Consider the following 12,323-nt stretch of genomic DNA (forward strand, 5'->3'; position numbering starts at 1 on the left):
AGCGGTGGTGGTCACGACAGTTCTCCGAAGTCGGTGGTCGGTTGTCGGTGATCGCTGGTCAGCGGCGGTGCGCGGGGTCTCGACTCACGGACAACAGAGGTTGTCGTCGACGCACCACACCGAGTTCGCGAAGCACGCGAGACAGAGGAGGCGGGCGGGTGCGGACATGGCGGCGAGAGTAGCGCCCACATTCGATTCCACGCACACGTATCTCACGGGCCGGACGCCGAGTCCATGATCCGGTCGGCGGTCGGCGGTCGGCGGTCGGCCGTGGCCCTCACCGGCGGAGAAGCCCGTGAACGATGCCGTTCGTGCCGTCACGCACGAGAGCGGGCCGTCCCTCAGGGGCGGGCCCGCTCGGAGTCAGTCGGAGTCAGTCGGAGTCAGTTCGACGTCGCGACACGGTCCGATTCGCCGCGCAACACGCAGAACTCGTTGCCCTCGGGATCGGCGAGGACGGCCCACCCCAAGCCATCGGGTTTCCTGAGGTCGGCGACCAAGGTGGCACCGAGGCCCAGCAACCGATCGACCTCCTCCTCGCGGGAGGTCTCCGGACGCAGACACAGGTGGATCCTGTTCTTCACTCTTTTCGGCTCAGGCACCTGGTTGAAGTACAGGAGCGGACCGGTCGGCAGCATCACCACGGTCTCCGTGGCGCCGGGACCGTCCTCCGGATGCGACGGACTGCCGGTTACCTCGCTCCAGAAGCGGGCCAGCTCATAGGCATCCGCACAATCGATCGCCACGTTCTGCAACACCGAGACCATGCGGGCAAGCCTGCCCGAGTGACAGCCCGTTCGCCAGCCGATTACGCGGCCCCGCCCCGTGTCAGCGAAACGGAACGTGGTGCGGGCGCAGCGACAGCCACCGCAACGAGGCGAGGCCGAGCGCCGTCATCATGTGCTCCAGCCTCGGATCCGTACCGGGATCCGCCGAGTCCATCGAGCACGCGGCGGCAAGCAGAAACCCCGCCTGCGCCGAGATCAGCACGTCAACCGCCACCGGATCTACACCCCTCAGGAGTGGATGCCGGGCGGCGTACGGCTCCGGATCGATCCCGCCGAGCGCCACACTCCCCAGCAGCATCACCAGATCCGCGTACGCGGGCCCCGTCCACGCGTGCGGCCAGTCCACGACCACGACACGCTCGTCGGTGAGCAGGACGTTGAACGGATACAAGTCCCCGTGCGTCAACGTCTCCCCGGCAGTCACCTCGGGCAACCGTGCCTCAAGCGCGAGATGCCGGTCCAACTCGCGCGCGGCGGCGGGGGCGATCCCGCCCAGCTTCGCCAGCGACCGGGGACTGTCCGCCAGCCGCGCCCACCCGCCCAACCGGGGCGACGTGGCGGGCGAGTTGAGGCGCGGCGCCGGCGTCAGCCGCTCCGCGAGGTCCGTCAGCGCGTCGAGCACCCGCACCAACTCGTCCTCGCGCCAGGGCTGTACGGGCAGCACCCCCTCCACGTCCTCGAAGACGAGCGCCACCCACCCCTGATCGTCGTACGACCCCAACAGCCTCGGTACGGGAGCCCCGTACGGCAGCCCGCCGTTCACCACGACCTCACGCCGGTGGAACGCCGCAACGCCCGGTGCCGCCTCCGCGTCCACCGCCTTGGCGAACGCCCGTCGCCCATCGGCCAGTCGAAGCCTCGCCGCGAGCCCGTCGGAGAACCCGCCCCTCTGGCTCGTGGCCGCCGCCACCGTCCCCCCGAGCACACCCTCGATGCCCGCCCGCGCGGAACGCGGGAGTTCATGCCATGACCGTCGCCGGCTGCCGGTGGAAGCGTCGTTGTCGGTCGTCATGTCTCTCCAGAGATCGAAAAGGAGTCGAGGCGGGAATTCCGTTTATCTGCCCGAAATAAAACCGGGGAAGTCGTGCAACCCTCGGGGAAGATCCCGTGTCTGCCTATGTGTTCGGAAGTAATTCCAGCAGACAGCATCGGGCCCAATAACCGAGCGGTAGCCGCCATTGGCGGGCCCGTGGGTTTACTGCGCCCTTGTGCTCAGGGAAAGGGTGTTCTCATGCGCTACACCAAGCGCGCGGTCGTGGCCACGGCCTGCGCATTCGCACTGATCCCGGCGGGCGCGGCAGTCGCGGGTGACGGCCCTGCACCGGCCCCGTCGAAGTCGTCGAAGACGGCCAAGTCGACCGCGCCGACCGAGGCGGGAAACCCGGCGAGCGCGAAAGCGCGGGTGGCGGGAGTCTGTGCCGACGCGTACCAGGTCGGAAAGACAGCGTACATCGACAGGGCCGGGGCGCACATCGCGTCGGTCAAGCAGTTCTACTCGAAGACGTGCAACGAGAATTACGGCTATCTCTGGGTCTGGGATTCATTCCGTAAGACCAGCAAGGATTACGACGTGAGCGTCGCCGTCTACAGCTACAGCCAGGAGGACTTCTTCGGCGGGCAGGCGTGGACCGACCACAACGGCCAGGAGTTCTGGTCGGGGGGCGCGGACACGGTGAACGACTGCACGGCAGCCGTCGGCTCACTCCGCAGGGCGGGCGACCCGCTCGCGGGCCAGGCGGCCAGCCAGAAGGTGTGCTGACGCGGGACTGGCGTGGGACTAACGTGGATGGGGTGGCCCGAGGAGACTCGGGCCACCCCGTCAACGCGTCAGCGCGCTGCGAGGTGGGTGGTGAAGGCGGCCCAGGCGGCGGGGGTGAGGGTGAGCCGGCCGATGTGGGGGTCTTTGGAGTCCCGCACGAGGACGGTGTGGGGCTGGGCAGCGACCTCGACGCAGTTGTCGCCGTCGCCGCTGCTGTAGCTGCTCTTGAACCAAGCCGGTTTAGTGGTGTTCACAGTGCTCCTCGCAGTCGCTCCAGCAGACTCACCGTAGCCTCATGGCTGCGAGCTTGCGAGCGCAGCTTCCCATAGCGCTGGAGCAGAATGCTGACGTGGTTCGGGGCAGCGATCAGGTTGCTCGACAACTGGCCCTCAGAATAGCCGAGCCACTCGTGGTCAGGCGTTTCCGCCAGGTACATGAGACCTTCCGCCCCGGCGTGATCCTCCTGATACGTGGGCATGACCTGGATTTCCACGTTGCGCCGAGCGCCCTGCTCCAACAGGTGGTCGATGAGTGTCCTCGTGACTGCCTCGCCACCCGCGCGCCGTTCCAGGATGGCCTGTTCGATGACGAAGCAGAACGCTGTGTTCTCCCGCTCTGACAAGAGCCGTTGACGCTCAAGGCGAGCCGAGACCTGGAGTTCGATCTGCGCCTCGGTGAGGGGCGGCAACCTTCGCTCGGAGAGCGCCCTGGCGTACGCCTCGGGCTGCAACAGCCCTGGAATCGCCCGGCACTCGTACGCATACAGCGAGATCGCCGACTCCTCGATCAAAGCCCACTTGCGGAACCACGACGCCAGCCCCGCCCCCTTGGTCAGACTCAGCGCCGCAGCCTGCAACACCCGCTGCGCGACCGGTCCCAACACCACCCCCGCCCGCCCCGGCAGATCCTTCGGCGGGAACCGCTTGCCCTGCTCGATCTTGGCGATGTAGTGCGCCGAGTACTGAACGCGGGGTGCGAACTCCTCCTGAGTCAGGCCCGCTTCCTCCCGCAGCGCCTTCAAGACCGCACCGAAGGTCTTGAGACTGTCCGACGTCTCAGGTTCACTACTGGTGCCACCACTGCCGTCCGCCGTCATACCCGTTCGCCTCTCCCTGGCCCAGCTCCGCTCGATGCGTACCCCGCACAACTGGTTCAGCATCACTGGTAGTTACTCACCCAGTCCAGAGGGTGAGCCAGTACAGCGGGCAGGTGTACTGGCGTTGGCCCTGGTGACGGCCGCAATCCGGCGCGGACGCTGGGCATATGCCATCCCCCCAGGGCCAAGCGGCCGTCACCGTACGTGTGTTCACCCAGCGGTTCTCCGCCACCCGGCGCGGCGCGCGGCTCGCGCGGATGCTCGCCACTCAGCAGCTCGACGCGTGGGGCATTCCGTACGGCTCCGAGCCGTCCGACGGGGCCGCCCTCGTGGTCGCCGAACTGGCCGCGAACGCGGTGCTCCACGGCCGGGTCCCGGGGCGGGACTTCGCGTTGCGGCTCGCGTACAACACCCGCAAGGACCTCGTACGGATCGAGGTGACCGACACCCACAACGCGATGCCGTCGTGTGCGCCGCGAGGCGTCGCCGCCGACGGTGAGACGGGGCGCGGGCTGGTGCTGGTGGACGCGATCGCCGTGCGGTGGGGGGTCAGCGGGCGGTCGGGGCCGGGCAAGACCGTGTGGGCGTACGTGCCGGCCTCACAAGAAGGGGTCCGGCGCGCCGCCCACGAACGGGATCGGTCGACTGTCGCCTCGATGACCGAGTAGGAAGTCGGCGTCGACGCGACAGCGAATCGCCGACGTCGGGACGAGCGGGCCGGGCCGGGGGTCAGCGCTTGTGGCGCAGACCGTCCAGCAGGAGATCGAGCACGCGGCCCGCCTGCTCGCGCATGCTCGGCTCGCCCGCCGCGAGGGCCACACCGCTGATGCCGACCAGGACGTCGTCGGCGTCGACATCCTTACGGAAGCTGCCGTCCGCCGCCCCGGCGTCGAGCAGCAGCTTGATCGCGGAGCCCAGCAGATCGCGGCTTTGCGCGAAGGGGTTTCCGCCCGAGGCGATGACCGCGCGAAGCGCGTCGGCCATGCCGTACTTGGCGATCATGAAGTCTATGTAGCGGTCCATCCACGCCCGTGTCGCTTCGACGGGCGCCAATTCGTCGAGGAGCGCGGGCGCGGCGTCGCAGACGGCTGTCAGTTCGTTGCGGTAGACCGCCTCGACCAGGGCCTCGCGGGTGGGGAAGTGGCGGTAGAGCGTACCGATGCCGACCCCGGCGGCCTTGGCGATCGCGTCGAGGGTCGCGCTCCCGCCGCCGGCTCCGTCGCCCTCGGAGAGCAGTCGCATCGCGGCGGCGAGGACGAGGTCGCGATTGCGCCGGGCGTCCGCGCGCAGTGGCCGCTCGCCGTTGGCTGCCACGCGATCCTCAATCCCTGGTGCTCGTCGTCGTCTCCGTATTCCCGGCCAGAACGTAGCCCACGGCCGGGCCTGCTTGCTAAACGGAGCCTCCTCCGATTAGCTTGGAGCTTGAGCGGAGGATCCTCCGTTTAAGTGTACGGCGGGCCCGCCCCGCCTTTTTCCCCGGCGCCGCCTCCTACGGAGCCGTACAGAATGAGGACCGTCATGAGCCGTCACGGCCGGATCACCACACCGTTCACCCGCGAATCCACCGCCGCCGAGGTCATCGACGGCATCGACCTGACCGGCAGGCGCGCCGTCGTCACCGGCGGCGCCTCCGGCATCGGGGTCGAGACCGCCCGCGCGCTGGCGTCGGCGGGGGCCGAGGTCACGCTCGCCGTACGCGACATCGGGGCCGGCGAGCGTACGGCCGCCGACATCACCGCCACGACCGGCAACCCCCACGTCTCGGTCGCCCCGATCGAACTGGCCGACCGCGCGTCGGTCGCGGCATTCGTCGCGGCCTGGCAGGGGCCGCTGCACATCCTGGTCAACAACGCGGGTGTCATGGCGGAGCCGCTGAACCGCACGCCGGAGGGCTGGGAGCACCAGTTCGCCACGAACCACCTCGGTCACTTCGGGCTGGCGCTCGGCCTGCACGACGCGCTGGCCGAGGCGGGCAACGCTCGCGTCGTGTCGGTGAGTTCGAGCGCGCACCTGCGGTCTCCCGTCGTCTTGGACGACATCCACTTCGAGAACCGGGAGTACGAGGCGTGGTCGGCGTACGGCCAGTCCAAGACCGCCAACGTCCTGTTCGCCGTCGAGGCGACCAAGCGGTGGGCCGCCGATGGCATCACCGCCAACGCGCTGATGCCGGGCGGCATCCGCACCAATCTCCAGCGCCACCAGAATGCGAACCCGGAGTTCCAGAAACTGATCGAGGGCGCCACCTGGAAGACCACCGAGCAGGGCGCGGCCACCTCGATCCTCGCCGCCGCCTCGCCGCTGCTGGAAGGCATCGGCGGCCGGTACTTCGAAGACGTCACCGAAGCCGGACCGAACGTGCCGCCGGCCGGTACCGGCGTCGCCGACTACGCGCTCGACCCCGAGGCCGCCGCCCGGCTGTGGGACGTGTCGCTGGAGATGCTCGCCCGCTGAGACGGGCCGCCCGCGCGGTCGCCACGACCGATCAGTTTTGGAGAAGCGTCGGCCATTCGGCCGCGTTAGCGTGAGGTCCATGGACAGCAGCGCCGGTCGGTTCGGGCCGGGCGACAGCGACGGCGACCGCGCGGGCGACTTCGCCTCACAGATGGAGACACGATGAGCAAGCCCACGAGGACGGGTACGCGGGCGGGCTCCCGGAAGGGCACGGACTCGGGCACGGGCCCGGGCAGGGGCACGACGGCGCCGGACGGCGCCGTCGTCCACGGCGTGATCCGGGTGCACGGCGCGCGCGTGAACAACCTCAAGGACGTCAGCGTCGAGATCCCGAAACGCTCGCTGACAGTCTTCACCGGCGTCTCCGGCTCGGGCAAGAGCTCCCTCGTGTTCGGCACGGTCGCCGCGGAGTCGCAGCGGCTGATCAACGAGACGTACAGCACCTTCGTACAAGGCTTCATGCCGACGCTGGCACGGCCCGAGGTCGACGTACTCGAAGGGCTGACGACCGCGATCATCGTCGACCAGCAGCGGATGGGCGCCGACCCCCGCTCCACCGTCGGCACCGCCACCGACGCCAACGCGATGCTGCGCATCCTCTTCAGCCGACTCGGGAAGCCGCACATCGGCTCGCCCGGCGCCTTCGCCTTCAATGTCGCCTCGGTGCGGGCGAGCGGTGCGATCACCGTCGAACGCGGTAACCGCAAGACCGTGAAGGCGACCTTCAGCCGTACCGGCGGCATGTGCACACGCTGCGAGGGCCGGGGCACGGTCTCCGACATCGACCTCACTCAGCTCTACGACGACTCCAAGTCGCTCGCCGACGGCGCGTTCACCATCCCCGGCTGGAAGTCGGACAGCTTCTTCACCGTGCGGGTCTACGCCGAGTCGGGCCTCCTCGACCCGCACAAGCCGATCCGCAGCTTCACGAAGAAGGAGATGCGGGACTTCCTCTACAGCGAGCCGACCAAGGTGAAGGTCGAGGGGGTGAACCTCACCTTCGAGGGACTGATCCCCAAGATCCAGAAGTCGTTCCTCTCCAAGGACCGGGAGGCGATGCAGCCGCACATCCGGGAATTCGTGGACCGGGCGGTCACCTTCACCACCTGCCCCGAGTGCGACGGCACACGGCTCAGCGAGGAGGCCAGATCCTCGAAGATCGGGGGCATCGGCATCGCCGACGCCTGCGCGATGCAGATCAGCGACCTCGCCGAGTGGGTGCGCGCGCTGGACGAACCGTCGGTCGCGCCGCTGCTCGAAGCGCTGGGCGGGACCCTCGACTCGTTCGTGGAGATCGGACTCGGCTACCTCGGCCTCGACCGCGCGTCGGGCACGCTCTCGGGCGGCGAGGCGCAGCGCGTCAAGATGATCCGCCACCTCGGCTCCGCCCTCACCGACGTCACGTACGTCTTCGACGAGCCGACGATCGGGCTGCACCCCCACGACATCAGCCGGATGAACGACCTGCTGCTGCGGCTGCGCGACAAGGGCAACACGGTGCTCGTCGTGGAGCACAAGCCGGAGACGATCGCCATCGCCGACCACGTCGTCGACCTCGGCCCCGGCGCCGGTACGGCGGGCGGCACCGTCTGCTTCGAGGGCACCGTCGAAGGGCTGCGCGGCGCGGGCACCGTCACCGGGCGGCACTTCGACGACCGGGCCGTTCTCAAGGAGACCGTGCGCGAGCCCACCGGCACGCTGGAGATCCGGGGCGCGACGACGCACAACCTGCGCGATGTCGATGTCGACATCCCGCTCGGCGTGCTCGCCGTCGTCACCGGCGTGGCGGGCTCCGGCAAGAGCTCGCTCGTGCACGGGTCGCTGGTCAGCGGTTCGGGGGCCGCGGGCGCCCGTGCGGGTGGTGGTGCGGGTGGTGGTGTCGTGTCGGTCGGCCAGGGCGCGATCCGTGGCTCGCGGCGCAGCAACCCCGCGACGTACACGGGGCTGCTCGACCCGATCCGTAAGGCGTTCGCCAAGGTCAACGGCGTGAAGCCCGCGCTGTTCAGTGCCAACTCCGAGGGCGCCTGCCCCAATTGCAACGGCGCCGGCGTCGTCTACACCGACCTGGGGATCATGGCCGGCGTCGCCAGTGTCTGCGAGGAGTGCGAGGGGAAGCGGTTTCTGGCCTCGGTACTGGACCACCACCTCGGCGGTCGCGACATCAGCGAGGTGCTGGCGATGTCGGTGGCCGAGGCGGAGGAGTTCTTCGGCCCCGGCGAGGCGCACACACCGGCCGCGCACCGCATCCTGGACCGCCTCGCCGACGTCGGGCTCGGCTACCTCACCATCGGCCAGCCGCTCACCACCCTGTCCGGCGGCGAGCGGCAGCGGCTCAAACTGGCCACTCACATGGGGGAGAAGGGCGGCGTCTACGTCCTCGACGAGCCGACCGCCGGACTGCACCTCGCCGACGTCGAGCAACTGCTCGGCCTGCTCGACCGGCTCGTCGACTCCGGCAAGTCGGTCATCGTGGTCGAGCACCACCAGGCGGTCATGGCGCACGCCGACTGGATCATCGACCTGGGCCCCGGCGCGGGCCACGACGGCGGCCGGATCGTCTTCGAGGGCACACCGGCCGATCTTGTCGCGGAGCGATCCACTCTCACCGGCGAGCACCTCGCGCAGTACGTCGGTGCTTGAGCGCGTTCGCCCGATCGAGGCCACCCGGTCGAGTTGGACCCCGACCGGTCCGTGTCGCTGTTGGGCCGAACGGGTGAGGAGCGGGAGGATGGCCGCATGCAGACACAACGTGCGGGCGGGGTGATCCGGTGAGCAGGTACGGCGGTTACGACAGGTATGACGCCACCGACGAGCAGTGGGAGGGCCTGGCTCAGGTCGTCCCGCTGCGGGGCCGCAACGAGTGGCCCTCACGCGTCGACCACCGGGCGATCCCGGAGGAGTACGCCGCCGAGCAGCGGCGATTCGTGGTCCTGCGGGTGCGGGTCTTCGCCGACGCGCGTGATGTCGCGGAGCATCTGATCGCGCAGATCCCGGTGCTCCTCGACCTGACCGGCGCCGAGACCGATGTGGCCAAACGCATCCTGGACTTCAGCAGCGGCGTCGTCTTCGGGCTCGGCAGCGGCATGCACCGGGTCGACCGCAACGTCTTCCTCCTCGCGCCGGTCGGCACCGAGGTCGAGGGGATCGCGGCGGCGGCCGTCCAGCAGCCGTGACCTGGTGCCCCCGATACAGCTGATACATCTGGGTCCGTGACTGAACTTGATGTGCAGGGCTTGCAGCGCAGACTGGTGGAGTTCGCGGCGGCGCGGGAGTGGGAGCCGTACCACACACCGAAGAACCTGGCCGCGGCGCTGAGCGTCGAGGCTTCCGAACTGCTGGAAATCTTCCAGTGGTTGACACCCGAGCAGTCGGCGCGGGTGATGGAGACCCCCGGGTCGGCGCACCGTGTGCGGGACGAGGTCGCGGACGTGCTGGCGTATCTGCTGCAGTTCTGCGACGTGTTGGGGATCGACGCGCTCACCGCGCTCTCCGAGAAGATCGACCGGAACGAGCTGCGCTTCCCGCCGAGCGGCGACCGCTCCCTGCCCTCGGCCCCGGCGCCCGGCCCCTCGCCGACTCACACGCCGGCTCCCTCTCCGTCCCCTTCCCCGGCCCCTTCCCCACCCGGGTCCTCGTCTCCGTCCTCGTGTCCGTCCGCGCCCCCGTCTCCGTCCACATCCGACTGATTCGTCACTCTGCGGAGTGAGCGAGTTATCCACAACTGGCTTCCTGTCCACAGATTTCCGAATTCCTCTGGTCTTTCTGTTGCCAACCCCTCACTCTGGGTAATGAAGTAAGTGGGCGGCGTGTTCGACAGACGGGGACAGACGGACAGATCGGACAGACGGAGACGGGGATGGCGAATGGACGCGGAAAGGCTCATCGGAGCCGGCCGGGTTGCCTTGGCCCGGAGCGGTACGGCGCTGGACATCGTGGCGGAGGCCTGGCAGGCGCAGGCCCTCGCCCAGGCGATCGGGGACCAACTGGCCCTGCACGGACCGCAGGAGCTGAGGACGGAGGCAAGAGGCCTCGCGGAAACGGGCGCGCGGGGCGGCGCTTCACCTGACCACCCTTCGCTGCGCGCCGGGGGGATACGGGCGGCACGGCTCTCGACGGTGATGGATCCGCGCAGTGTGCTGACCGGGCTCGGTGTACTCCTCGGGGAGGTGGGGATCGCGCTGGTCTCGGTGGCGTGCGGGACGGACGAGGAGGGGTTGTACTGGCAGTGCATCGAGGCGATCGACGCGGCCGACGAGTCGAACGACCGGGTGCTCGGCATGCTGCGCAAGCTGACCGAGCAGGACGAGGTGCGGGAGCGGGTGCGTGAGACGGAGAAGGAGAGGGGGTGACGCGGTGGCGGGCGGGAACGGGCCGGGGTACCGGCTGAGGATCAGGCGGACGTACGGGCAGCCGTACGGACCGGGGTGTGAACGGCCGAGAGGGGAATGGGCAGGGCCCGGCGAGGAGGCGCGGCCGACGGGCGCTCGAAGGTGCAGGATGGATGCATGGATCTTCGAATCTTCACCGAGCCCCAGCAAGGGGCGAGCTACGAGACGCTGCTGACCGTCGCCAAGGCGACGGAAGACCTCGGCTTCGACGCCTTTTTCCGCTCCGACCACTATCTGCGGATGGGCTCCGCCGATGGCCTTCCCGGCCCCACCGACGCTTGGATCACACTGGCCGGTCTCGCGCGCGAGACCAAGCGGATCCGACTCGGCACCCTGATGACGGCAGGCACCTTCCGGCTGCCGGGCGTGCTGGCCATCCAGGTCGCGCAGGTCGACCAGATGTCGGGCGGAAGGGTCGAACTGGGCCTGGGCGCGGGTTGGTTCGAGGAGGAGCACAAGGCGTACGGAATCCCCTTCCCCAAGGAGAAGTTCGCCCGCCTTGAGGAGCAACTGGCCATCGTCACAGGGCTGTGGGGCACGCCGCCCGGCGAGACGTTCTCGTACGACGGGACGCACTACCAACTGGCCGGCTCACCCGCATTGCCCAAGCCGGCCCAGTCCAAGATCCCGGTGCTCATCGGCGGACACGGCGCGACACGCACCCCGCGCCTCGCCGCGCGGTACGCGGACGAGTTCAACATCCCGTTCGCCTCGATCGAGGACAGCGAGAGGCAGTTCGGCCGCGTGCGGGACGCGGCGGTCAAGGCCGGACGGAAGGCCGACGACCTGGTGTATTCGACCGCGCTGGTCGCCTGCGTGGGCAAGACCGACGCGGAAGTGGCCCGCCGGGCCGCGTCCATCGGACGGGAGGTGGAGGAGCTGAAGGCGAACGGACTCGCGGGCTCGCCCGCCGAGGTCGTCGACAAGATCGGTCGGTACGGAGCCATCGGCGCCTCCCGTATCTACTGTCAGATGCTGGATCTGGACGACCTCGACCATCTGGAACTGCTCTCCTCCCAGGTGCAGTCCCAGTTGGGCGCCGGCCTGGTCGAGCAGTCCGCGCCCTGAACCGAGCTGTCCGCCGATCGAGGACAGGGAGGTGTCCGTGAAGCCCGTCCGCACACTCGCCGCCGCGCTCGCCGAGGGCAGCCTTGTCCTCGACGGCGGTCTCTCCGACCAACTGCGGGCGCAGGGCTGCGACCTCTCCGACGACCTGTGGTCGGCGCGGCTCCTGGACGACGGTCCGGAGCAGATCGAGGCGGCCCACGCCGCCTACGTACGGGCCGGCGCCCAGGTGCTGATCACCGCCAGCTATCAGGCGACGTACGAGGGGTTCGCCCGCCGGGGCGTCGGGCGGGAGCGGGCGTCCGAGTTGCTGGCCGACAGCGTGGCTCTGGCCCGGCGGGCCGGGGCCGGGGTGGAGCGGGAGATCTGGGTCGCCGCGTCGGTCGGGCCGTACGGGGCGATGCTCGCGGACGGCGCTGAGTACCGGGGACGGTACGGGCTGTCGGTACGGGAGTTGGAACGGTTTCACCGGCCGAGGATCGAGACGCTGGCGGCGGCCGGGCCGGACGTCCTCGCGCTGGAGACGGTGCCGGACATCGACGAGGCCGAGGCGCTGCTCAGGGCGGCCGAGGGATGCGGAGTGCCGGTCTGGCTCTCGTACACGATCGCGGGGGACCGTACGCGCGCCGGGCAGCCGCTGGCCGAGGCGTTCGCCCTGGCGGCGGACGAGGGCGACGTGATCGCGGTGGGCGTCAACTGCTGCGACCCGTCCGACGCGGACCGTGCCGTGGCGTCGGCGGCCTCGGCCACGCACAAACCGGTCGTGGTCTACCCGA

The 12,323-nt window shown here is 69.5% G+C and carries 14 protein-coding genes; 9 read left to right on the forward strand and 5 right to left on the reverse strand.

Annotated features, from left to right (window positions below; all coding sequences use genetic code 11):
• Nucleotides 1-383: 383 nt before the first annotated feature.
• The gene (locus P3L51_RS31415; RefSeq protein ID WP_354608727.1) at nucleotides 384-767 is read right to left on the reverse strand and encodes a VOC family protein; all 384 of its coding nucleotides are present in this window, start codon (nucleotides 765-767) and stop codon (nucleotides 384-386) included.
• Nucleotides 768-828: 61 nt separating this feature from the next.
• On the reverse strand, nucleotides 829-1,800 hold the full coding sequence (locus P3L51_RS31420) for an aminoglycoside phosphotransferase family protein (protein ID WP_354608728.1): 972 nt from the start codon (nucleotides 1,798-1,800) through the stop codon (nucleotides 829-831).
• Between the two features lie 219 nt (nucleotides 1,801-2,019).
• Here P3L51_RS31420 and P3L51_RS31425 point away from each other — a divergent pair, with 219 nt between their 5' ends.
• Nucleotides 2,020-2,547 carry a hypothetical protein gene (locus P3L51_RS31425; protein ID WP_354608729.1) on the forward strand — a complete coding sequence of 176 codons (528 nt, stop codon included), beginning with the start codon at nucleotides 2,020-2,022 and terminating at the stop codon, nucleotides 2,545-2,547.
• A gap of 68 nt (nucleotides 2,548-2,615) precedes the next feature.
• Here the strand turns inward: P3L51_RS31425 and P3L51_RS31430 are convergent, their stop codons facing one another.
• The gene (locus tag P3L51_RS31430) at nucleotides 2,616-2,801 is read right to left on the reverse strand and encodes a DUF397 domain-containing protein (protein WP_354608730.1); all 186 of its coding nucleotides are present in this window, start codon (nucleotides 2,799-2,801) and stop codon (nucleotides 2,616-2,618) included.
• Complete coding sequence (locus P3L51_RS31435; RefSeq protein ID WP_354608731.1) at nucleotides 2,798-3,643, reverse strand: helix-turn-helix domain-containing protein; 846 nt, start codon at nucleotides 3,641-3,643, stop codon at nucleotides 2,798-2,800. The genes P3L51_RS31430 and P3L51_RS31435 overlap by 4 nt, the downstream gene beginning before the upstream one ends.
• A gap of 167 nt (nucleotides 3,644-3,810) precedes the next feature.
• Here P3L51_RS31435 and P3L51_RS31440 point away from each other — a divergent pair, with 167 nt between their 5' ends.
• Nucleotides 3,811-4,311, forward strand: coding sequence for an ATP-binding protein (locus P3L51_RS31440; protein ID WP_354608732.1), 501 nt, complete (start codon nucleotides 3,811-3,813; stop codon nucleotides 4,309-4,311).
• Nucleotides 4,312-4,372: 61 nt separating this feature from the next.
• Here the strand turns inward: P3L51_RS31440 and P3L51_RS31445 are convergent, their stop codons facing one another.
• The gene (locus P3L51_RS31445) at nucleotides 4,373-4,957 is read right to left on the reverse strand and encodes a TetR/AcrR family transcriptional regulator (protein WP_354608733.1); all 585 of its coding nucleotides are present in this window, start codon (nucleotides 4,955-4,957) and stop codon (nucleotides 4,373-4,375) included.
• A gap of 204 nt (nucleotides 4,958-5,161) precedes the next feature.
• Here P3L51_RS31445 and P3L51_RS31450 point away from each other — a divergent pair, with 204 nt between their 5' ends.
• From P3L51_RS31450 to mmuM, 7 genes are all read left to right on the forward strand, one after another.
• Complete coding sequence (locus tag P3L51_RS31450; protein WP_354608734.1) at nucleotides 5,162-6,094, forward strand: SDR family NAD(P)-dependent oxidoreductase; 933 nt, start codon at nucleotides 5,162-5,164, stop codon at nucleotides 6,092-6,094.
• A 162-nt stretch (nucleotides 6,095-6,256) separates the two neighbouring features.
• A complete protein-coding gene (locus P3L51_RS31455; RefSeq protein WP_354608735.1) occupies nucleotides 6,257-8,734 on the forward strand; it encodes an ATP-binding cassette domain-containing protein in 2,478 nt (825 codons plus the stop codon).
• A 128-nt stretch (nucleotides 8,735-8,862) separates the two neighbouring features.
• On the forward strand, nucleotides 8,863-9,267 hold the full coding sequence (locus P3L51_RS31460) for a cell division protein SepF (protein ID WP_354608736.1): 405 nt from the start codon (nucleotides 8,863-8,865) through the stop codon (nucleotides 9,265-9,267).
• 36 nt (nucleotides 9,268-9,303) lie between these two features.
• Nucleotides 9,304-9,780 carry a nucleotide pyrophosphohydrolase gene (locus P3L51_RS31465; RefSeq protein ID WP_354608737.1) on the forward strand — a complete coding sequence of 159 codons (477 nt, stop codon included), beginning with the start codon at nucleotides 9,304-9,306 and terminating at the stop codon, nucleotides 9,778-9,780.
• 177 nt (nucleotides 9,781-9,957) lie between these two features.
• Nucleotides 9,958-10,443: a DUF6099 family protein gene (locus tag P3L51_RS31470; protein ID WP_354608738.1), complete on the forward strand. Its 486-nt coding sequence runs from the start codon at nucleotides 9,958-9,960 to the stop codon at nucleotides 10,441-10,443.
• A gap of 156 nt (nucleotides 10,444-10,599) precedes the next feature.
• Nucleotides 10,600-11,550, forward strand: a complete 951-nt coding sequence (locus P3L51_RS31475) for an LLM class F420-dependent oxidoreductase (RefSeq protein WP_354608739.1) — start codon at nucleotides 10,600-10,602, stop codon at nucleotides 11,548-11,550.
• A gap of 37 nt (nucleotides 11,551-11,587) precedes the next feature.
• On the forward strand, nucleotides 11,588-12,323 hold a 736-nt coding region (gene mmuM / locus P3L51_RS31480), incomplete at its 3' end, for a homocysteine S-methyltransferase (protein WP_354608740.1).

This window comes from Streptomyces panacea, from assembly GCF_040560175.1.
GTDB classification, from domain to species: domain Bacteria; phylum Actinomycetota; class Actinomycetes; order Streptomycetales; family Streptomycetaceae; genus Streptomyces; species Streptomyces panacea.

Excerpts from the sequence above, each read along its gene's own strand:
- P3L51_RS31415 (WP_354608727.1), bottom strand. The coding sequence starts at position 767 with ATGGTCTCGGTGTTGCAGAACGTGGCGATCGATTGTGCGGATGCCTAT.
- P3L51_RS31420 (WP_354608728.1), bottom strand. The coding sequence starts at position 1,800 with ATGACGACCGACAACGACGCTTCCACCGGCAGCCGGCGACGGTCATGG.
- P3L51_RS31425 (WP_354608729.1), top strand. The coding sequence starts at position 2,020 with ATGCGCTACACCAAGCGCGCGGTCGTGGCCACGGCCTGCGCATTCGCA.
- P3L51_RS31435 (WP_354608731.1), bottom strand. The coding sequence starts at position 3,643 with ATGACGGCGGACGGCAGTGGTGGCACCAGTAGTGAACCTGAGACGTCG.
- P3L51_RS31440 (WP_354608732.1), top strand. The coding sequence starts at position 3,811 with ATGCCATCCCCCCAGGGCCAAGCGGCCGTCACCGTACGTGTGTTCACC.
- P3L51_RS31450 (WP_354608734.1), top strand. The coding sequence starts at position 5,162 with ATGAGCCGTCACGGCCGGATCACCACACCGTTCACCCGCGAATCCACC.
- P3L51_RS31455 (WP_354608735.1), top strand. The coding sequence starts at position 6,257 with ATGAGCAAGCCCACGAGGACGGGTACGCGGGCGGGCTCCCGGAAGGGC.
- P3L51_RS31470 (WP_354608738.1), top strand. The coding sequence starts at position 9,958 with ATGGACGCGGAAAGGCTCATCGGAGCCGGCCGGGTTGCCTTGGCCCGG.
- P3L51_RS31475 (WP_354608739.1), top strand. The coding sequence starts at position 10,600 with ATGGATCTTCGAATCTTCACCGAGCCCCAGCAAGGGGCGAGCTACGAG.